This is a genomic window from Paenibacillus sp. EKM211P (genome assembly GCF_011066175.1).
Taxonomy (GTDB): Bacteria; Bacillota; Bacilli; order Paenibacillales; family Paenibacillaceae; genus Paenibacillus; species Paenibacillus polymyxa.
Map to the genome: position 1 here is coordinate 74,230 of NZ_JAAMNS010000021.1, position 20,834 is coordinate 95,063.

Sequence of the window (20,834 nt, forward strand, 5' to 3'; positions counted from 1 at the left end):
ACCTCCCTTAAGGTAGCGCGACTTGATGGGATGGACTTACTGATTTTAGTGCGAACGGCTTTCCACTCGTATCTAAATGTTTGGGCAGCTCTGACTTGTAAGAGGATAAAAGCTTCTGCCTTTTTCGAGCATTTTCTAGCCGCTTCGCAGGATCAATACTGGGAATGGTGGCAATAAGCCGCTGGGTATACAAATGCTGTGGACGCTCATAAATGTCCTGCTCGCTTCCCTGTTCCACTAAGCGACCTCGGTACATGATGCCGATTTGGTCACACATATGGCGGATAATACCCAGGTCATGACTAATGAACAAATACGTCAATTTGAACTCTCGCTGCACATCCTTCATAAAATTAAGCACCTGTGCCTGCACAGAAACATCAAGCGCCGATACCGGTTCATCAGCAATAATCAGTTTTGGATTTAATGTCAGCGCACGCGCAATCCCGATCCGTTGCCGCTGGCCTCCGGAAAATTCATGCGGATATTTGTAGGCCGCATCAGCGTTCAAGCCGACCTTTTCCAGCAGCATCTGCACTTTTCGCCGCTCTTCCTCATCACTCAGCCTTTCAAAGTTCCGCAGCGGTTCAGCAATGACATCCAATACGCGCTTGCGCGGGTTAAGCGAAGAATAGGGGTCCTGAAAAATCATCTGAATGTCTCTACGCAGCGGATGGCGATTATTCCGACTCAAAGCCGCAAGGTCCTTTCCATTAAAAATAATCTGTCCGCTCGTCAGCTTATTCAGGCCGATAATCGTCCTGCCTGTCGTCGTTTTTCCGCAGCCGGATTCTCCCACTAGCCCATATGTTTGGCCTGCCTCTATGCTGATCGACACGCCATCCACTGCTTTTACCTGATCAACAACACGCTGGAAAAAACCACCGCGCACCGGATAATGAACCTTCAAATCATTTAGCTCCAGTAGTGCCATGAGCAGCCTCTCCCTTTGTTTCGTCTTCAAAATGAAAATGCTGGTAACATGTACAGCGGACCCAATGGCCGGGGGAAATTTCTTTTAATCGGGGATGGTCTTCATGCATTCTCTGCTGAATCCAGGGAATACGCGAAGCAAAGCGACAGCTATTGCGAGGAATATCTTGCAATGAGGGAACAATGCCACCAATGACATGCAGCGATTCTCCCTTGGTATGCGATCCCGGCATGGAGGCTAGCAAGGAACGCGTATACGGATGCTGTGGATGCCGGAATAATTCAAAAACATCAGCGCTTTCCACGATTTCTCCGGCATACATGACCACCACACGGTCAGCTACTTCGGCCACAACGCCAAGATCGTGCGTAATCAGAATAATTCCGCTTCCAGTCTCCTGTTGAAGCTGTTTGAGCAAGTCAAGAATTTGCGATTGAATGGTTACATCGAGCGCAGTCGTCGGCTCATCTGCAATAATAAGTGAGGGTCGGCAAGCTATGGCAATCGCGATCATCACACGCTGGCGCATCCCTCCTGAAAGTTCATGTGGATACTGTTCATACACACGTACGGGGTTGGGTATATCCACGCTTTCCAGTAGCTCCAGTACACGTTCCCTTTTTTGCTTCGTAGATAGGGACGTATGATAATCGAGATTTTCCTCGATCTGCTTGCCAATGCTCATTAACGGGTTCAGTGCTGTCAGCGGGTCCTGAAAGATCATGCCAATGCCCGCTCCGCGGATTTTATTCATTTGCCCTGAGGAGAGACGGATCAGATCCGTGCCTTTAAAAAGAACCTTTCCTTCGACACGTGTCCGCTCCATGTCATGCAATTGTGGGATGGAAAGCGCCAGCGCGCTTTTGCCACAACCGGATTCTCCGACTACAGCCAGCACTTCATTGGGGTTGACCGTCAGATCCAGATGATCGACTGCCGGGTGGTATTGATCGTTGATACGAAAAGATACGGATAATCCTTTAATCTCCAACACAGGTTCGATATTCAATGCGCGCGCTTCCTCCATTCTCCATGGTCTTGTCCTGCTTATTCTCACCATGTTTGATGTTAAAACCTTCCACAAACATTACATACCGTTTTTGTCGGAATAATTTGAATACATCCTATCACCAGTATATGGATATATCAATTAAGATTATGCTATCAACATCATTTAAAAAATCAATGATCCAGCCGTAGCGCGACCTTCCTGGCACAAAATGTAATAAAATAACCAACCACAGGTTAATTTTCATCACAAAAAAGCCGTTTGATCCCCTACAGAGGACCAAACGGCTAACTAGCGACCAACCACTTACACTAAATTTTTTGCGTTTATTACGAAGCCGCTCCATAGGAGCCTGACTTGAACGTTCTTGGATCGTACCATTTGTAGCCTGCTGCTGGAGCAGACCAAGGCTCCGGTTGCGGTTCTGTGGAAGCCGCAGGCTCTTCAAACGGCAACAGCTTCGTCGGTTGATCCAGCGTTAAACCTGCCACATCGGATAATTTCGTGTAGTCCTGCTTCCACGCAAGCCATTGAACCGTTTGCACTAGGAAGGTGGCATCGTCTACTTCCTTAAAACCATCATATGTCTTTTTCGACTGTCCGTTTTCCTCACGCGCATATTTCGGAGTAGCATCTTCTACAGGGGAAGAATCACCGATAAATGCTGCCTTGCCTTGACCCACCTTGGAGATCGCAGCATAAGGACCTTCCGCACGGCCTCCGCCGTTATAGACTCCTTGGTCTACTGCATTGCCCCATTTTTTTGTACCTGTCGGGATATAGGCAATTCCTTTGGCTTTGGTAGGATCAATAATAGCCAGCGTAGATCCCGCATGCATGGCAATCGAGCGTACACCCTTGGTAATGCCGAAGGATTGATCTGCGGCTACGATGTCCGTAGCATTTACATCGCCAAGCGCATTGTAACGGAAACGAACACCAAAGTTGGTCGCCAGCCAATCGGAGCTTGTTAATCCTTGCATCGCCGGCGATGCAGCTTCTTCTGCAGTCATGCCTTTGGCCGGATTAGTATAGGCTCCACGACGGTAGCCATTCATAACCTCGGAGGAATCCCAACGGTTTTTGTTACGGTCGGCATTATAATGGTCGGAGATGAAGAAGACACTTCCCCCGTTATTCACATATTGCAGCAGGGCAGCCTGCTCGGATGCCTTAAAGGCCACATTCGCTTCACCGATGATGAACACATCATATTGGCGCAGCTTATCATAGGTTATGGCCTGTTCTCCATAAGTAAAAGGAATAGGGCGGTTCAATTGATCCACAGTAAAGCCTACATTACGTAATCCATTGGCAAAGTCGGAGAAGGCGCCTTCAATGACCCAATCTGCTGCACCAGCCGTCTGTGCGTGCGTATTATCGAACAGCACCTTTTTGCCTTTTCCATCCGGCAGTGTAGTACCGGGTTGACCCGGGTTGCCAGGTTCAGGTTCGTCAGGTTCACCTGGTTCCCCCGGCTCGCTTCCACTCACCAGTTCCACAGCGCTTGGACTTTTTACTCCACCAAAATTATTGTAGGCACCAAGCGTACCTGTCACGCGAATTTTGCTGCCGACCAGTTCAGGATGACCTGTTAACCCAAATTGCCCTCTGTACGCAGATGTCAGCTGCACATCCAATAGATTAGACGTGCTACGTTCATTGGCCTGGTCGGCAATCAGTACGTTAAAATCATTCGCAAACGGAGCAGAAAAATTAGCTGTTTTCGATCCGGTAGCATGTCCGACGATGTAGCCTTCCACCGTCACTGTACCTCCACTGCCTTGGCGCTGAAGTGCTTCGTCTACTGTCAATGCTCCCTCTGCCTTGACCTGACCGAATGGAACGAGGATCCCAATCAACAGCGATACGATCGCTGCTAGATGCAGCACCCCTTTCAAGCGTGAACCTGTGAACCGCAAGCCTTTTACCATACGTCAATATCCCTCCTATAATTCCATAAATGTACTTGTCCTCTATCAGATTAGCTGTCAATCTTCTAATTCCTTCCTGATTTCATCCATAATTATGTAAATTTTAATCTTTTTTATCGGAAACTCGCCTGTTTATGTAAAAATTGAAACCTGCGATTGACACCGAGCACGGCATACATTACGCTAAGAAAGATATGTAGAACGGTATACGCGAATGAAGATGACGGGAGAGTCTGTCCAGGGGCTTACACGCTGGCGGCACCGAAGGAGCAAGACGTCAGCACCCGGCTGGCGGATAATCTCTCAGGTCCATGTATCGTCATCTGACGCAACTCTGGAGAGAGCGCAAGCCACCCAAGGGGTAAGGCGGTAAGTACACCGCACGAAACTCTCAGGTAACGAGGACAGAGATAAGGGAAACTTCCTTATCCTGTCCTTTTTTGCGCTCACATTGTACGTCAGCATTAGGAACCGTCATAGCTGCGCACAAACGCGGAAATACCATATACTATGGTACTAGAACATACAGGGGGCCACACCATGCGTTTCAAAGATGTATTTTCCATTATCGGTCCGGCCATGACCGGACCTTCCAGTTCACACACTGCAGGCGCGGTGCGGCTTGCACGCGTTGCCCGTCACTGGCTCGGGATGCAGCCGGACCGTGCCCGCATGACACTGTACGGCTCCTTCGCCGACACCTACAAAGGACACGGTACAGACCTAGCACTCATCGCAGGCCTGCTCAATTACGATACAGACGACCACCGAATTCCAGATGCCGAGCAATGGGCGGAGCAGGCTGGAATGGCCGTGGAGTTTGCCGTCAGCGGACTACCCGCGCCCCATCCAAATACCGTCCGTTTTGAACTGTGGAAGGGTGAGGATCAGCGCACACTGCTGGGCTCCTCCATCGGCGGCGGCAGCATCCATGTCCAGCAGCTCAACGAATTCCGAGTCAACCTGACCGGGGAGCTGGCTACGTTGGTGCTTCTTCACTCGGATAAGCCCGGCACATTAGGTGCGGTGACTTCAGCACTCGGCGCTGCCGACATTAACATTGCCTATATGCATGTGGATCGCAAAGGCCGAGATGGAGAAGCACTTACCGCCATCGAAACGGACAGTCCTCCTACGGCTGAACTGATCGCAAAACTACGATCCTTACCACATATGTACGAAATTAAAATGATTAATTTGAAAAAAGGAGCTGAATCTGATGCGATTTAGCCATCTGCATGAAATCAGCGCCATATGCGCGGAGGAATCCACCACGATTGGCCGCCTGATGATTCAAGAGCAGGTACAAGAGACGAATACAACGGAAGAAGAAATCTTCCGCCAAATGTCTGATTATTATGAAGTCATGAAGGAGGCCGTTCATCGTGGTCAGACACAAGACACCGTATCCCGCAGTGGATTAACGGGCGGTGATGGCAAGCGTCTGGCCGAGTATCTGCGGGCAGGGGAAACCTGCTCCGGCGACGCCTCTGCACTCGCCATGGCTTATGCGCTATCCGTGTCGGAGGTTAATGCATCCATGGGGCGTATTGTGGCTACGCCCACTGCTGGCTCTTGTGGAGTCATCCCCGGTGTGTTCATTAGTGCGCAGGAGCGATTCGGCTGGGATGATGAGCATATGGTGCACGGCTTGTTCGCAGCCGGAGCCATTGGCTACGTCATCGCCAACAATTCCTTCATTTCCGGCGCGGAGGGAGGCTGTCAGGCTGAGATTGGCTCAGCCATCGGGATGGCCGCTGGCGCGATGGTGGAGCTACGCGGTGGCACACCTGAGCAGGCCGTTCACGCCGTAGGCCTCGCTCTTAAGAACACGCTCGGCCTGATTTGCGACCCCGTCGCTGGACTCGTGGAGATTCCTTGCATCGTGCGCAACGGACTGGGAGCCGTGACTGCGCTTGCCGCGGCGGATATGGCTTTGGCGGGTGTGCGCAGCGCCATTCCGTCTGACGAAGTCATCGACGTGATGCTTGAAGTCGGCAGCGCGATGCCGTCGAAGCACCGCGAGACCGCCAAAGGCGGCTTGGCCCAGACACCCACTGGCAAGCGTTTGACCGAATCACTGACACGCAACACATCAACCAAGAAGAATAAATCGTAGCTTCTAAGCTTCAAAAAAGAAAAGAGCAAGCATATCGTCTCTAGACGTATGCTTGCTCTTTTTCTTTTCATTTTAACAGATTACTGAACGGTTACCTGTACCTTCGTCATTTTACCTGCATATTTCACTGTAATTACAGCTTTGCCCTTGCCCTGTGCCTTAATGTTGCCGTCTTTGACGGTCGCAACAATAATTCTGGACGAGGACCAGACAGCAGGTTTGGAAACATCCTTCTCCGACTCATCCTTATACGTGGCTGTAGCCGTAACCTTGGCCAGCTGCCCTGCCTTCAAAGTCAAGGCGACTTCGTCCGTTTGCAGGTATTTAAGCGTATCAACATCAACAGGTACGCTGATCACCTTACCGCCAAACTTCGCCTGAATGTTAGCCTTACCGTAGCTGACCGCGGTAACCTGACCCTTTTTGACGGTGGCTACCTTATAGTTGGACGTTTTCCATTCAGCTTGGGTTGTAACATCCTTTTCTTTGCCATCACTGGATTTAACTACAATCGCAATCGTTTTTTGATCCCCGGATTTTAGTGATAACGCAATGGCATCCGCTTCAATCTTTTGCGCTACGTCCACTTCTACCGTAAACGTAATGGTTTGCTTGCCATATGAAGCAGTGACCGTTGCCTTACCGCTTGCATTCGCTTTAATCAAACCTTCGCTAACTTCAACTACTTTTACATTACTAGTAGTCCAAGTGGCGTCCTTGGTTACGTCTGTTTTTGTGCCACCACTCTTAACGCCTGTTACTTTCAGCTGCTTTGTTTCCTGAGCACCAAGCGCAATCACGCGCGAGTCTGTTTCCAGACGGTCCACAAGGCCCACTTGTACGTTTATTGTCAGTTTTTTGCCGTTATAGGTCGCTGTAATAACCGCTTTACCGGCTGCTTTACCCGTAATCGTTCCTTTGGACACAGAAGCAATATCTTCCGCGCTTGAAGCCCACTCCGCATCCTGTGTCACGTCTTCCTTGCGTCCATCCGCATAAGTAGCCGTCAGAGTTGCAGTATAGTCCTCATTAATATCAATCGTTGCCGTTTTGGAAGACAAAGACAGATCACCAGGCACATTTACGGATACTGTAGCTGTAGCTGTTTTGCCGCCATAAGAAGCTGTGATCGTAGCCTCACCTGTTTTATAACCTGTGACTTCCCCCGCGCTGACAAAAGCGATATCTTCATTGCTGGATTTCCACTCTGCCTTACTTGTGATATCTTCTTCCGTACCTGTTACGTACGTTGCAGTCAGCTTGAGCTTTTTGGATTCCTTGGCGTTCAAGCTCAGCTTGTCCTCGCTCAAATCCAGAAATCTAGAGGTTTCGACATCTGTCTTGATCGAAACTGTCTTATCTCCATACTTAGCAGTCACTGTAGCTGAACCCGCTCCAATGGCCATAATCGTTCCTTTATTCACCGTTGCAACTTTTTCATCGCTTGATGCCCAAGTAGCTTTATCTGTGATATCCGTTACTGTTCCATCCGGGTAGACAGCAGATACCTGAATTTTTTTAGATTCATCCAAACGGAGAAAAATATTGGTTTCGCTGGCTTTCAGCTTATTCGTCTGATCTACATCCACCGCAATCGTAGCGGACATCGTGCCATATTTACCTGTGATCGTCGCCTTACCCGCGCTATAGCCGGTAATAGTGCCTTTCAGTACATCTGCCACAGCTGCATTGCTGGAGCTCCACTCAGCAGACTCTGTCACGTCCTGTACCGATCCATCCGGGAACGTTGCTGTCAATTTAACCTTCTCTGTATCCTTCAACAAAAGAGAAACCTCTGATGAACTGACATCGAGACGTTTAACCTGCTCTACCTGTACAGCAATCGTTACAGTCTGTTGACCATAAACAGCCTTAATATTAGCTGTACCTGCTCCCTGAGCAGTAACCAATCCGTTGACTACAGTCGCTACCTTTTGGTTATCCGAGGTCCAGGTCGCATCACCTGAAACCTGAGCTGTCGTATTATCACTATAAGTCGCTGTCAAATCAATCTGTCCTGTGCCGCTCGAACGTAAGTTCAGGCTTTGTACATTGGATGTCAGCGCCTTAACCTTTTTCGTAACATGTACCTGAACCGATTGTACCTTCTCTTTATAGGTCGCTACCACGGTCGCTTCCCCTTCAGCTTTGGCTGAAACCGTACCGTTATACACTGTAGCGATAGCTGTATTATCACTTTTCCAATCCGTGCTTACGGTTACATTCGAGGTCGTCCCATCGCTAAAAACAGCCGTAGCCGTCAGCGCAGCCGTATCTCCCTGCTGCAAAGTTACCTCGTTAGAGGAAAGGACAATCTTGGAAAGCACTGCATCTGCTGCAAATGCAAACCCTGCATATGATGTAAAACTTGAAATCAGGATGACCAACGCCAGAAATCCGGACCATCTATTCTTCAAAATCTAATTCCCTCCCATTTCAATGCTAAAAATTAAGGATTTCGCAAAATCCCTACACCTACGTTTTATGTCGTCATATGGAAAAGAATAGTTTAGACTTTAAAGAAAATTTGGTCCTTATTAACTAGAATCGGTATTACCGAAGATCAAATCGTTAAATATACCCTTACTTTTACAAACAGCTATAAGCTGCTGCACGTATTCTCAAATGGTGATACTCTTCCATATTGGGATCAAGCTGATGCATATAAACGACGGAGAACTGTTCGCTCGGATCTATAGAAACCCATGTGCCTGCCATTCCCGTCCAGCCAAATTCCCCTATCGAGCTGTTTGCATGACCAGCCGCTTTATCCATTAACGTACGCACGCCCAGTCCATAGCCATAACCTGTATGGTATGAATTGGTGAAATCCGATAGTTGGGCTGTACTCAGATGATTTGTGCGCATTAAATCAATGGTTTTTCTCCCCAATAGCCTCACACCGTCTACCATGCCGCCATTTGACAACATTTGTGAAAATGTCAGGTATTCTTTGACCGTCGAATATAAGCCTGCGCCTCCACCTTCATATATAGCATCTGGCTGATGATGTTCATCCAAGAAACCTTCAATTTTTTCAAGTTTTCCGGCGTCTGTCCGTTGATACATGGAGGCCATCCGCGATTCAATATCTCCACGATAACGGTAACCTGTATTGTTCATTCCAAGTGGATCAAAGATTTCATCCTTCAAAAATTGTCCTAATGATTTACCTGAAATGACTTCAATTAGACCTGCAACAAGATCATGTCCATATCCGTATAACCATCGTGTTCCCGGTTCAAATGCAAGCGGAACTTTAGAAAGCGCTTTAATTTCTGTACGCAGGTCATATTTTCCTTGCTTTTCCTTTAAAGCTGTAATGACCTTGTGCATAGCTTTTCCTGTTTCTGAAAACTCGGAAGCATAAGGAAGCCCCGCACTCATATTGAATATATGCTTAATTAAAATAGGGTTATCCGCCTTGTCAACGTAGGTGTATCCGTTAGGAGCAGTTTTGAATACATACGAATCGCGATACTCAGGTAAATATTCACACAAAGGCTCATTCAATAAAAATTGTCCGCGTTCGTACAGCATAAGGGCAGCCGCACATACAACAACCTTTGTCATGGAAAACAAGCGATACACGGTATCTTCAGTAATCGGTTTCCGAGTTTCCACATCAGCATATCCATGATATCCTTCATACAACACTTGGCCATTTTGTGCAATGGCACAACCACACCCTGCCGGTCCATTCGCTAAGAATTGTTGCAATAGCTGATCTACCTTGTCAAAACGAGACATTTTCATCCCTCCTATTTTCCTTCAAAAGAAACAAGCTTCCCCTCACGCTCTAATTCCTGTTCCAACAAGCTCAACCTGACTCCTTGTAAGCGCTTATTCCCTTGCATCTATTTTAACGGTAAACTTGGTAATTACAAAGATGATTTGTCATAATCAGATAGCTTTATACCAACAACTCTGCCACCGTCTCTTTCCAGCGATTGATCACCGATTCCGGCTCCTTGAGGCGAATTGTGACACCTGTCAAGATATCCGCATATTGAGCCGAATCTTCTCTAGCTGCGAAAACCCGTGCCGCAAATCGCTCACGCACATGCTTGGCTTCACGCAAAGCGGACAGATGTTCCAGCGACAACCGCACATAATGCGCCTGCCCGCCGGTGAAGATCGCAAGCGTCGCCTTCCCCGTACGGATTATGTTGCCAGTCGTGGTCGTACCGGGCCACAGTGCCAGACGTAAATTTTCCTCGTCCAGCGCTACAATCTCACCCACGCTAATCATTGCTATGTGCGGCCACTGATCTTCCGTAACCGTCAACAGCATCATTGCTTCCTGTTGCTTGTGCTCCAACTCCTTGCCGTTCAGCAGCGTGAACAGTTCCTTACCGATCCTTGGCGTCTGCATGAAGTATAATCCCCTTTACATTTGGCCTATAACTTCAAAATACCATAAATTACGGCTACTTACGAACGACCCTATATCCGCTCTGGAATAGGAGGAACATGAGCAGCATCCGGAATATCTTGGGGGTTTACCTTGAATGCCGATTTATACTTTGCTGGATCAGTAATGCTATCCGGTTCTGAGGTTCGCCATGTGAACAGGCATACAGGGCATAACAAAACCTCCCAGGCACCTTTAACCGGCGAATGGGAAACGACTTCTGAACGATTGGACTCACAACGGGGACAAATATGCATCTGTCAGCACTCCTTTAATTTTTCTTTGTTTTTAAAAATATTTAGCGAAGCATTTGGCTCAACTTTTTCTCCCATTCCGCTACACCCAGCGGGGAATCGAGCGGCTGCGAGTAATGGCCTCTAATATCCGGTGCTACAGGTGTCGTCGCATCCAGTATCATTTTGTGCGTCATACCTGCCGGATCAGAGCCGGGGTCAAGCGGTAAAATAGACAAGCCAGGAACAATGACAGCATCATGCTTTGGATGAAGCTTGGTGGATAAAGCCCACATGACTTGCGGCAGATTGAACGGATCGACCTCCTCGTCCACCACAATCACCAGCTTGCAATACCCCAATCCATGCGGAGTCGTTAACGCACGCATTCCCACAGCCTTCGCGAAGCCGCCATACCGGGTTTTCGTGGAAATAATAGCGACCAGCCCATGCGTATACATGGCATTAACAGCTACGATTTCATTAGGAAAAGCATCCTTAAGCTGCTGAAACAACGGTACACTTGTATTCACACCGATCATATAATCCGTTTCCGTCCAAGGCATCCCGATGTACAGATGCTCAAAGATAGGCTGTTTGCGGTGATATACACGATTAATCTGAATGACTGGCATCGCGCGACCGCCGGAATAGTGACCTGTGAATTCACCGAATGGACCTTCATACTCACGTTCACCTGCTAACACTTCGCCTTCCAAAATGACCTCGGCTCCCCAAGGCAGATCCAGATCTGCATCCTTCGCTTTGACCACACGATAAGGCTCGCCCTGAATGGCGCCCGCCATCTCATATTCGGATTGATCGTACAGCAGCGGCGTAGAAGCAGCCGTTGTAATCACAGGCTCACATCCGAGGGCAATAGCCACCTTCAGATTTTCGCCACGCTCCTCAGCCTGACGGATATGGATCGCAATATCATGCTGTGGTACAGGCTGGATGCCCAAACGGTTCTTGCCTTTCACCTGCATCCGGTATAAGCCGACATTTTGCTTACCGTAGGTGTCCGGGTCATCCAGATCGCGTGAAATTAGAATTGCTTTATCCAAATAAAACCCTCCGTCCCCCTGATTCAAACGAAACAACGGCAAAATATCAAACAAATTAATATTCTCCGTAATTTCGAATTCATGAAAAGGAGCGGCTTCTTCCCGCTTCACGGGCACCGGAAATTGTTCATAGCGTCTGGCAAATTCAAAAAACTGCTCCTTGAGCGGCGTATTTTTGGGCATTCCCATCATGAGGGCATGATTGGGCCAGGAGCCCATCACATTCATTGCAATACGAGCATCCGTATATCCATAGATGTCGTTGAAAAAGAGAGCAGGCGTCTTATCTCCAAGATTGTTTAATGCTCTGTTAGCTGCTGCGAGGTCCGGCTCCGGCTTTACCTCATCGCTGATCGTGAGTAATTGTCCCTCCTTTTCCAAGGTGTGTAGAAAATCGCGAAAGTCTTTATAAGCCATCATTCATTCTCCTTCGTCTTTCGATTTCTCAATTCTGGTGCAGCCTGGAGTCATTCTGCTTCATCCCATCCCAGCGTTTGGCTGCGGTTGTGACAATACCGAACTGATCCAATGCGCGAAAAACAATATGATCCACTAATTCCTCGATACTTCCAGGATGATTATAAAAGGCAGGCATCGGCGGCAGGATCATCACGCCCATACGTGACAGCTCCAGCATATTTTCCAGATGGATACTGCTTAATGGTGTTTCTCTGGTCATGAGCAGCAGCTTCTTTCGCTCCTTCAGTATCACATCCGCTGATCGGGTAAGCAGGTTGTCCGCCATACCGATACGAATAGAGGCAAGAGTCTTCATACTGCAAGGAGCGACGACCATACCATCTACCCGGAAGGAGCCGCTAGAAATACGTGCGGCCTGATCCTTATACGAGTAGACTGCATCCGCCATTGCCTCCACATCCTTCACCGTGTAGCCTGTCTCATAGGGAATGTTGGCAATAGCCCACGGGGATAGCACCAGATGGCTTTGGACTCCAGCCTCCCGTAATTTTTGCAATATACGGATACCAAAGATTGACCCTGTCGCTCCCGATATTCCTACAATGATTTTCTTCATATGTCCCCTCCTTCCATCCCATCGTTTTATGTTCACCCATGCATTACTGTCAAAAATTATACGCCCGTTCCCTGCACACGAAAAATATATATAATATATGTAATGCATACTTTAAAAGTATTTAAATCGAAGCGTTGTTTAGAAATGAGGAGGAATCCCCAGTGGACTTGAAGCATCTGCAATACTTTTGCGTCATCGTGGAGGAAGGGCAAATCACCAAGGCCGCCAGAACGCTCAACATGGCCCAGCCTCCACTGAGTCAACAACTCAAAAATATGGAGGACGAGCTTGGTGTAAAGCTGATTTACCGTGAAGGAAAGAAGTGGGAAGTTACCGAGGCCGGATATACACTGTATACACGCGCCAAACGATTATTGGCTGAAATGGAGGACACCTGTAGAGAAATTGGGGAGTTTGAAAACAGAGTAACCGGCACACTTGCCATAGGCACGTCATCCGCCTGTATGTCTCTGATTACTGAACAACTCAGTCACTTTCATCAGGTTTATCCAGAGGTATACGTTAAAATAGGACACGGAGACACACATCATCTGGAAGAGCTGCTGCATCAAAATAAAGTCGATCTGGCCCTGCTGCTGCTTCCGGTAGACGACAAATCGTACCATACGATTGAACTGGAGGGCGTTTCTTTTGTTGCGGTTCTTCCGTGTGAATGGGCAGATCGCCATCCCAGTGGGGAAATTACATTACAGGAAGCTGCCAGCTATGACCTCTTGTTGGGACGCCGAACAGAAGGATACGGACTATACGAAACCGTCATCCGCAAATTTCAGGAACACCATCTTATTCCGCGCGTCGTATTGGACTGTCCAGAAATATCGACCATTCTCTCGCTCGTTTCCACAGGCATGGGAATTACCATTATTCCAGACGCTGGCTTGGGACAAGAATACGGGGACAGATTTCGCACACTCTCCATTAAGGAGCCATTCCCTTTCACACAGCCTGCCGTCGTATGGCGCAAGGATCGTTATTTATCCAATGCAGCTCGCAAATTTGTTGAACTGCTACAAGCTGGAGACACGAAAAAGACTGTTCCCGAGTAGATGCTCTACCGCTCTACTCCTGAAACAGTCTGATGCTGTATGAACTTCCTTCATTCGCTCGTTGATACCAACTTATTTAACTCCTTGATGCCGATACTCGGTCGGAGTCATTCCACATTTGCGCCGAAATACCTGTGTAAAATGCCTCATATCTTGATATCCAATCCGCTCGGAAATATCAGCCAGCCGTAGATGAGGATCATTTAGCAGCCGCTTTGCCTCTTCCATACGCAAGGAAATAACGTAATCCTTATAGCCTTGTCCCGTCTTTTGCTTGAATAACTGGCTGAAATACACCGGATTTAAAAATACGATTGAGGCCACTTTTTCAAGTGACAGCTCCTCTGTAAAATGAGCCCGGATATATTGCAATGCTACATCAACCGTATGCATGCCCTTGCGGAGGCATTCTCCTGTATCCGCTGCTGCGGCTGCAATCTCCTCTGGTGTTCGTCTTAGTCGCGCTACCTCTTCAGGTATGGATGAGAAATTGTGGTGAACACCTGAACGTGTAATTTGCAGAGGCACTCTGACATAACGCTTCAAATGGGATTCAAGCAACGTCTCTAGCCGTGCAGCCTCTGCTTCATCCCTTAGCCTTGCAATCCCCAGCAGACTATGGCGGTCTAGACTAACGACAAAGCCGCTGCCTCCAGCCTCAATGAGCTCGGACAGTACATTTTCAATCATAAAATGCTCCAAATGCGTCTGCTTGTGGTCAGGTTCCATGCGAACCATAAAAAGATGGAATTCTGGATAATTTTCGACGAAGGGCTGTATATCCAGCTTACCTGTATCCAATCCGAGTGCATAACGCTGGAAAACAGCTTCACGCAAATAAACCATATTGGATTTAAGAAGCCTGCCCTCGTTTGCCTGTTGCGAGGCCACAAGGGCTTCGGCTGCTAACACTTCAATGCATTCCAGTAGCTTCTTTTTACCGATCGGCTTTAACAGGTAGTCTTTGGCACCCAGCTTTACTGCTCTTTGCGCATATTGGAAGTCGGAATGGGCCGAAATGACAACCCACTGCAGATGAGGATGCTTTCGCTTGGAAATACGCATGAATTCCAGACCATCCATACCGGGCATCAGGATATCAGTTAACACAATATCTACAGGATGCTCCGCCAGAATGCCTGCTGCTTCCTCGGTGGAAGCAGCGAGATGAATGCCGCAGGTTGGTAGTGCTTGGCCAATAGTACGCCGAATCCCCTGTCGAATCATATTCTCATCGTCAGCTATCAGAATATTCATGTTTCTCCTCCTTCTGTGGCAGAGGCACACTTACAGTGACTGTCGTTCCGGCCCCTGGTGCGCTGGAGATCCGTAGGCCGTACTCTTCTCCGAACATGTGCCGTAGCCGTAAATTTAGGTTTTGCAGGCCGATGCCTCCCGCCTGCCCGCTGCCCGCCTGTTTGCCGGGTTCTGCCAAAGCGACCTGGACCACCCCCCATCGTTCATATTCCATCCCTACACCGTTGTCGATGATGTGCAGGCTCAATACACCGCCATACTCCTCCGCTCTGACGAGCAGTGTGCCACCTGTATCTGCATGAAGAGGCTCCAGCCCATGTTTCACCGCATTTTCAATCAACGGCTGTAAGGTCATTTTAGGTAAACGGATATCCAGCCATCGTTCTTCAATGTGGACGTCAACAGATACCCTGCCCTCCAGCCGAGCCTGGATAATGGTGAGGTAGTGACCGACCTGCTCTACTTCTTCCCGAAGGCTCACATCAGCTCCCTCTTCCCAGTGACTGCTGTAACGGAACATATGGGATAAGGAGAGAACCACCTCACCGAGCTGATCCTGCCCCTTTTCATCCAGCATCCAATAGATCATATCCAGCGTATTGTATAGAAAATGTGGATTAACCTGCGTCTGCAGAGCGTGTAGCTCCGCATTTTTCTCGCTGACCGATGATATACGCACCAACTCAATCAGTTCTGCAATCTGCCTTACCATATGGTTGAAAGAGGTAGCCAACTGGTTGATTTCTTCATAGGATTCGATGTTTACCGTGTGGCGGAAATTGCCTGTCTCTACCCGTTTCATTTCCCGAATAACTCGTTTGAGCGGAAGGGAGATGCCCCTGGAGACGATAGACGCAATTAACGCCGATACCATAATGAGTATAGGTGCCACGATAAATAAGTACCTTTGAGTTTGAGCCAGTTCCACATTCAGATCCTCGCTGGGTGTCACACTAATCACCGACCAATCGGCAAACGGAAGTTTGGAAGCGATTACAACTTTCTCATTATTCCGATCTACAATTACATCCTCCTCCGGGACCTGTGGCTCTAGATTTCGCGAATCTGGTGGTGGATCAGAAGAAGTAGCCGATACAATTCGATTTTCATGGCCCAACAGATAGACCTGACTATTAGTGCTCAGCCGTAAATTGTGGAGAGCGGACAATATTGAACGCGGTTCAGCCTCAAATAGAACAATACCAATCGGCTTGTGTTCATCCAGATCATAGAGCTGCCGTCCAAATGCAAACACAGGCCTGGTTTCCACTTGGTCGATGACAGAGTGAGGATAAACACCCAGCCATGCAATTTTGCCTGCCGACCTTCGAATTTCCCTGTACCATTCCGTATGCTCGTAATGAGTATCAATGACATTCATATAATTCCCATAATTGTATACCTTGCCTGTGTCTGTGATGACATGAATGCCGATTAGATCCTCGCGCGAATAGTAGATGGCTCCAAGGATATTCGTAATCGTACGTTCGTTGATGTAATTGACAGCAGGTAAATCACTATGATCTGTCGTCAGCAGACGAACCAAATCCATATTGTTGCTGATCGACTTGGAGAGACTGTTATAGCTGTCGAGCAGCAATTCGAACAGACCTGCTGTCTGAGATACATTTTTACGCGCAAGCTCACTGATCTTATCATGGAACTGCACCGTAGTACGGTTGTAAAATAATAGACTGACCGCCAGCACAATGCTGGACATGCTCAATAGGAACAGAACAAACAAGCGGTATTGAATGGATTGAAAACGGCGCATCATACCTCTGTGCGCTCCTTTCGCATCGGCCGCCTATCCTTTAACCGCTCCTGCAACCATGCCCTTGGTGATTTTTTCGGACAGGACAAAATAAATAATAATGACTGGTAAGGCCCCCATGACTAAAAAAGCACCAATGTTGCCATAATTCACAGAATACTGGCTGACGAACGTATATACGCCGAAAGGGAGCGTTTTTAGCTTTTCGGACGAGATAAAGGTGGCAGCCATAATGTATTCATTCCAAATATTAATGAAGGTTAAAATACACACTGTCATGATAGGCGGAATCGAGATGGGTAAGATTACACTGCGGAAGATACGATAGATGCTCGCTCCGTCAATGTAGGCGGATTCTTCAATTTCGTGGGGAATGGACCGCATAAAGCCGGATAGGATGAAGACCGCAATCGGTGTCTGAAAAGCAATGTAGGGTAAAATCAGCGAGAAATACGTATTCAGAATATGGACGTTTTTAAACATCACCATCAGCGGTAGCAGTGTAGCTTGCATGGGGATCATCATACCGACCAAAAACAATGTCAGCACAACAGCCCCGAAACGCCAGCGAAAACGTGTTATTGCATAAGCAGTCATCGAGCTTAATACAATGACAAAAATCATTGTAACCCCGGTCACCAGCACACTGTTTCCTAAATAACGCAAGTAACTCCCTGATTCATAGGCTTCCTGGTAGTTGTGCCACTGGGGCACTTGAGGGAGTGCAAAGAAGCTTGAACTTAATATCTCTTCATTCGTCTTCAACGAATAGGTCAGCAGCCAAAAGAGTGGATACAGCTGGGTGACCACTAAGACGGCCAACAGGGAGAAAACCCCCATTTTTTTCAAAGCGTTCAACAGTCCCATCCCCTTTAGCTTACCTTATTTTCGATTCGTTTGAAAACAAAATTTATCACAATTGTAAATGACAAGCAGATTACTACGAGAAACGAAGCCAATGCACTGCCATACCCGTATTTCATAGATAAAAAGGACATATTGTACATATACGTAGATACTGTATCCGTCGCATGGGCTGGTCCTCCACCCGTCATCACCCAGATCAAATCAAACGATTGCAAGGACCCGATAAAGGCTAATACAATAGATATTTTGAAAATAGGCACAATGAGCGGCAACGTAATGTAACGGTCTGCTTTGAATCCTTCTGCCCCATCAATTTTAGCTGCTTCATACAGCTCATTGGGTATGTTTTGTACCCCAGTAAACTGGATAAGCAAATGGTAGCCAAAATATTGCCACAACGATACAAAATATAGAGCATACATTGCTATCTGCGGTTCTGTCAGCCAAGAGCGTGTCCAGCTTTCCAGTCCGACCGCCATCAATATACCGTTCAGCATCCCACCCATCGAGGCCGGATTATAGATCGTTTTCCACAACTGGCCAATAATAACCACCGATAGAATGACCGGCAAAAAATACATCGTTACCAATGTATTTGCCCTACGCACATAGCGATTGAGTAAAATGGCCAGCAGTAGACAAAGCGGGATTTCCAGCATAGAAAATACAGCGAACATCATCGTTCGCTTCACGGACGGCCAGAACACTGGATCGGCTGTGAAAATACGCTTAAAATTAGTCAGCCCCACAAACTTCGCCTCTGCAATCCCGTTCCAATCCAGCAACCCGCAATACACAGATACCAAAATCGGAACAAATACCATACAGGTATACAGCAACAGGCAGGGCAGCACGAAAACGGCAATCGTGCGTGCCGGCACCTTCAGTACATTCATGCTCTAATCTCCTTTGTGTTGAGGGAACTTTCGCTCCCTCCCCTCAAGTCTGCTACTCCAGGATTTCGCAAAATTCGATTCCAGTCGCTCCAAAGTGCAATATCTAGACGAACTAGGCCATTTCGATCTATACATTCTTCATTGGAAGTCACCTATTGGATGTTTGCAAAATTCTCAATTATTTATTCGCTTCAAAAGTGTTCTGATGTTCCTTCGCAACTTGCGCAGAGTCTTCTTGTTGTACAAACAGGTTTTGAATGCTACTTAGATGCGCCTGTGCAATAGCCGGATTCATCGTATTATCAAAAGCAAGGTCCCCTCCTTTTACATTTTTGAACAGCTCATTGAGACTAATGGCTAACTCGGAATAACCCGCTTCCTTCAGATCGCCTTTCATTTTCTGACCGCTGCCAATTGCATTCTTCAGATCAAACTGAATCTTGGGCATCTCTGTAATAAAATAGTGCAGAAAGTCCTTCGTCTCCTGTAAATGTTCACTATTCGCAGATACCGCAAACGCGCTACCCGGCGCAATGACATACTCATTCACATTCCCTTTGCCATTCACCGTAGGAAATTGAAACGCTCCGACCTTACCCGCTACTGGGGAGGCATCAATAGAACCTGTTTCCCAGGTGCCCATAATATACATCGCAGCTTTCCCTGTTTTAAAAATATTACCGCCTGCATTATAGTCAATAGATGTAGCTCCATCCGGGAAAGCCCCGGCCTGCACTAATTCCTGAAATGCATCCACAGCTTCCACAAAAGCCGGGTCGTTAAACGTCTTTTTGCCATCCAGCACATCATTGAGGAAGTTTGGTCCTTCATTTGTACGCAACAGAATATTCATAAAAAGGAGGGAACCGGTCCATGAATCCTTTTCCCCAATAGCAATTGGAGTAATTCCCTTTGCCTTCAGTGTCTTCACCGTTGTTATCAGCTCATCAAAGGTGGTCGGCAACTTTTGAATTCCCGCCTGCTCGAACAGTTCTTTATTGTAAAAGACCACTTCTATATTGTTACCATCCGGAAAAGCGTAAAGCTTATCATCGAAGCTATAGTAGTTAAGAAGGCCATCCTGAAACGTATCTTTTAACCCCTCTTTATCAGCTACATCATTTAATGGTGCCAGTAACCCAGCATCTACGAATGGCTTCATCTGTGCAGCCGGATTTACAATCGTAATATCTGGTACTTCCTTCGCTGCTGCTTGTGTTTTCAGTTTGAGCTTTTGCTGATCTGTATTTAGCGAATCCAATTCAATTTTGACATGAGGATGATTCTGCTCGTATTGACTTACAATCTGCTTTATCATTTTGTATGAAGGGGTGCTCGGATCAGGATTGATGTTTTGAAAGGTAATCGTCACATTCTTCGTTACATTGCCTCCACCCTTTTCCCCTGAATTTCCCGGACTTGCGCTTTGTCCGTTATTACAAGCTGCCAGCGTCAATGCCAAGGCGCCCGCCGCCACAACGGCAAACGCTTTCATTTTTACTCTGCTCATGTTCCTTTTCCTCCTCTGGTTGAAGCATTGCGCAATTTATCCTCCTAGTCGGTGGACACTCAATGCCCGCTTGTTCTTTTCATTATGTTACATAGAAAAGACGTGAACAATGCGTGAACTTAAGGAGAAGGGTTTGTTTTTTTAAGCCCTCATTTGCGTGCTTCAAAATTCATTCATATCATAACTTGCAATTTATCTAGAAGACAGGCATAATATGAATAAGATCTTTATTTGATAATGATTATCATTATTAAATGATAAATACACATAGACTTTAAAGGAGGCAGGACCGCAGTGAAAGAAGCTTTTAGTAAAACCTCCCTGCATATCGATGATTATTTGGATCTTCTCAATCTTGCCGTACAAGTCGGAGATACAAAGTGGCAAAAGGAAATTACCCGTAAACTTCAAGCCTTAAGTGCCCTCCAGGCAGAACAGGTTGAAATAGATTAACATCCCACAGTTAATACTGGATCTCAGTTGAAACAGCACGTCAGGCAGTACTGTACAAGGAGCAACCAGAGTATTGTAGTACTTCTAACCAAAGGCATGGCATGAGCCGTTCAGGTGACCGATAAATAAATCGGTTATACAAAAGAGGACCATGATCTCAGTAAGATCATGGTCCTCTTTACTTGTAGCTTGGCAACGTCCTACTCTCCCAGGACCCTGCGGTCCAAGTACCATCGGCGCTGGAGGGCTTAACGGTCGTGTTCG

General features: G+C 47.3%; 18 protein-coding genes, 1 rRNA gene and 1 riboswitch. Of the genes, 4 read left to right on the forward strand and 15 right to left on the reverse strand.

Features of this window, described 5'->3' with window-relative positions; all coding sequences use genetic code 11:
• Positions 1–7 precede the first annotated feature (7 nt).
• The 3 genes from G9G57_RS23075 to G9G57_RS23085 all read right to left on the reverse strand — a co-directional run bounded on the left by G9G57_RS23075 (position 8) and on the right by G9G57_RS23085 (position 3,877).
• A complete protein-coding gene (locus G9G57_RS23075; protein WP_164965598.1) occupies positions 8–934 on the reverse strand; it encodes an ABC transporter ATP-binding protein in 927 nt (308 codons plus the stop codon).
• Positions 912–1,943: an ABC transporter ATP-binding protein gene (locus G9G57_RS23080; protein WP_080902337.1), complete on the reverse strand. Its 1,032-nt coding sequence runs from the start codon at positions 1,941–1,943 to the stop codon at positions 912–914. Before G9G57_RS23080 ends, G9G57_RS23075 begins: the two co-directional genes overlap by 23 nt.
• Before the next feature lie 329 nt (positions 1,944–2,272).
• Positions 2,273–3,877 carry a DUF6359 domain-containing protein gene (locus G9G57_RS23085; protein ID WP_044787806.1) on the reverse strand — a complete coding sequence of 535 codons (1,605 nt, stop codon included), beginning with the start codon at positions 3,875–3,877 and terminating at the stop codon, positions 2,273–2,275.
• Between the two features lie 214 nt (positions 3,878–4,091).
• A riboswitch (glycine riboswitch) is annotated at positions 4,092–4,206 on the forward strand.
• 211 nt (positions 4,207–4,417) lie between these two features.
• Between G9G57_RS23085 and sdaAB the strand changes: the two genes are divergently transcribed.
• The gene (gene sdaAB, locus G9G57_RS23090; RefSeq protein ID WP_016818869.1) at positions 4,418–5,107 is read left to right on the forward strand and encodes an L-serine ammonia-lyase, iron-sulfur-dependent subunit beta; all 690 of its coding nucleotides are present in this window, start codon (positions 4,418–4,420) and stop codon (positions 5,105–5,107) included.
• A complete protein-coding gene (sdaAA, locus tag G9G57_RS23095; RefSeq protein ID WP_016818870.1) occupies positions 5,097–5,996 on the forward strand; it encodes an L-serine ammonia-lyase, iron-sulfur-dependent, subunit alpha in 900 nt (299 codons plus the stop codon). Before sdaAB ends, sdaAA begins: the two co-directional genes overlap by 11 nt.
• An 80-nt stretch (positions 5,997–6,076) precedes the next feature.
• Here sdaAA and G9G57_RS23100 read toward each other — a convergent pair whose 3' ends face one another.
• The 6 genes from G9G57_RS23100 to G9G57_RS23125 all read right to left on the reverse strand — a co-directional run bounded on the left by G9G57_RS23100 (position 6,077) and on the right by G9G57_RS23125 (position 12,746).
• Positions 6,077–8,413, reverse strand: a complete 2,337-nt coding sequence (locus G9G57_RS23100; RefSeq protein ID WP_026065438.1) for an Ig-like domain-containing protein — start codon at positions 8,411–8,413, stop codon at positions 6,077–6,079.
• A 172-nt stretch (positions 8,414–8,585) separates the two neighbouring features.
• Positions 8,586–9,746, reverse strand: coding sequence for a serine hydrolase domain-containing protein (locus G9G57_RS23105; RefSeq protein ID WP_017427171.1), 1,161 nt, complete (start codon positions 9,744–9,746; stop codon positions 8,586–8,588).
• Positions 9,747–9,909: 163 nt separating this feature from the next.
• Positions 9,910–10,371, reverse strand: a complete 462-nt coding sequence (locus tag G9G57_RS23110; protein WP_017427170.1) for a hypothetical protein — start codon at positions 10,369–10,371, stop codon at positions 9,910–9,912.
• Positions 10,372–10,442: 71 nt separating this feature from the next.
• On the reverse strand, positions 10,443–10,667 hold the full coding sequence (locus tag G9G57_RS23115; RefSeq protein ID WP_016818874.1) for a non-oxidative hydroxyarylic acid decarboxylases subunit D: 225 nt from the start codon (positions 10,665–10,667) through the stop codon (positions 10,443–10,445).
• Between the two features lie 41 nt (positions 10,668–10,708).
• Positions 10,709–12,127: a non-oxidative hydroxyarylic acid decarboxylases subunit C gene (locus G9G57_RS23120; RefSeq protein ID WP_164965599.1), complete on the reverse strand. Its 1,419-nt coding sequence runs from the start codon at positions 12,125–12,127 to the stop codon at positions 10,709–10,711.
• A 28-nt stretch (positions 12,128–12,155) separates the two neighbouring features.
• Positions 12,156–12,746, reverse strand: coding sequence for a UbiX family flavin prenyltransferase (locus G9G57_RS23125; RefSeq protein ID WP_164965600.1), 591 nt, complete (start codon positions 12,744–12,746; stop codon positions 12,156–12,158).
• Positions 12,747–12,907: 161 nt separating this feature from the next.
• On the opposite strand from G9G57_RS23125, the gene G9G57_RS23130 reads away from it, so the two are divergent.
• Positions 12,908–13,813: a LysR family transcriptional regulator gene (locus tag G9G57_RS23130; protein ID WP_025363805.1), complete on the forward strand. Its 906-nt coding sequence runs from the start codon at positions 12,908–12,910 to the stop codon at positions 13,811–13,813.
• A 72-nt stretch (positions 13,814–13,885) separates the two neighbouring features.
• Here G9G57_RS23130 and G9G57_RS23135 read toward each other — a convergent pair whose 3' ends face one another.
• The 5 genes from G9G57_RS23135 to G9G57_RS23155 form a co-directional block, all read right to left on the reverse strand.
• Positions 13,886–15,070, reverse strand: a complete 1,185-nt coding sequence (locus G9G57_RS23135) for a response regulator (RefSeq protein WP_019685899.1) — start codon at positions 15,068–15,070, stop codon at positions 13,886–13,888.
• A complete protein-coding gene (locus G9G57_RS23140) occupies positions 15,051–16,847 on the reverse strand; it encodes a sensor histidine kinase (protein WP_164965601.1) in 1,797 nt (598 codons plus the stop codon). Before G9G57_RS23140 ends, G9G57_RS23135 begins: the two co-directional genes overlap by 20 nt.
• A 30-nt stretch (positions 16,848–16,877) precedes the next feature.
• Positions 16,878–17,711: a carbohydrate ABC transporter permease gene (locus G9G57_RS23145; protein WP_371317264.1), complete on the reverse strand. Its 834-nt coding sequence runs from the start codon at positions 17,709–17,711 to the stop codon at positions 16,878–16,880.
• Positions 17,712–17,716: 5 nt separating this feature from the next.
• Positions 17,717–18,607, reverse strand: a complete 891-nt coding sequence (locus tag G9G57_RS23150) for a carbohydrate ABC transporter permease (protein WP_044787812.1) — start codon at positions 18,605–18,607, stop codon at positions 17,717–17,719.
• A gap of 178 nt (positions 18,608–18,785) precedes the next feature.
• Positions 18,786–20,117 carry an extracellular solute-binding protein gene (locus G9G57_RS23155; protein WP_044787813.1) on the reverse strand — a complete coding sequence of 444 codons (1,332 nt, stop codon included), beginning with the start codon at positions 20,115–20,117 and terminating at the stop codon, positions 18,786–18,788.
• A 294-nt stretch (positions 20,118–20,411) separates the two neighbouring features.
• On the opposite strand from G9G57_RS23155, the gene G9G57_RS23160 reads away from it, so the two are divergent.
• A complete protein-coding gene (locus tag G9G57_RS23160) occupies positions 20,412–20,570 on the forward strand; it encodes a hypothetical protein (protein WP_013369026.1) in 159 nt (52 codons plus the stop codon).
• Positions 20,571–20,757: 187 nt separating this feature from the next.
• Here G9G57_RS23160 and rrf read toward each other — a convergent pair.
• A 5S ribosomal RNA gene (gene rrf / locus G9G57_RS26480) occupies positions 20,758–20,834 on the reverse strand; the annotation flags it as partial.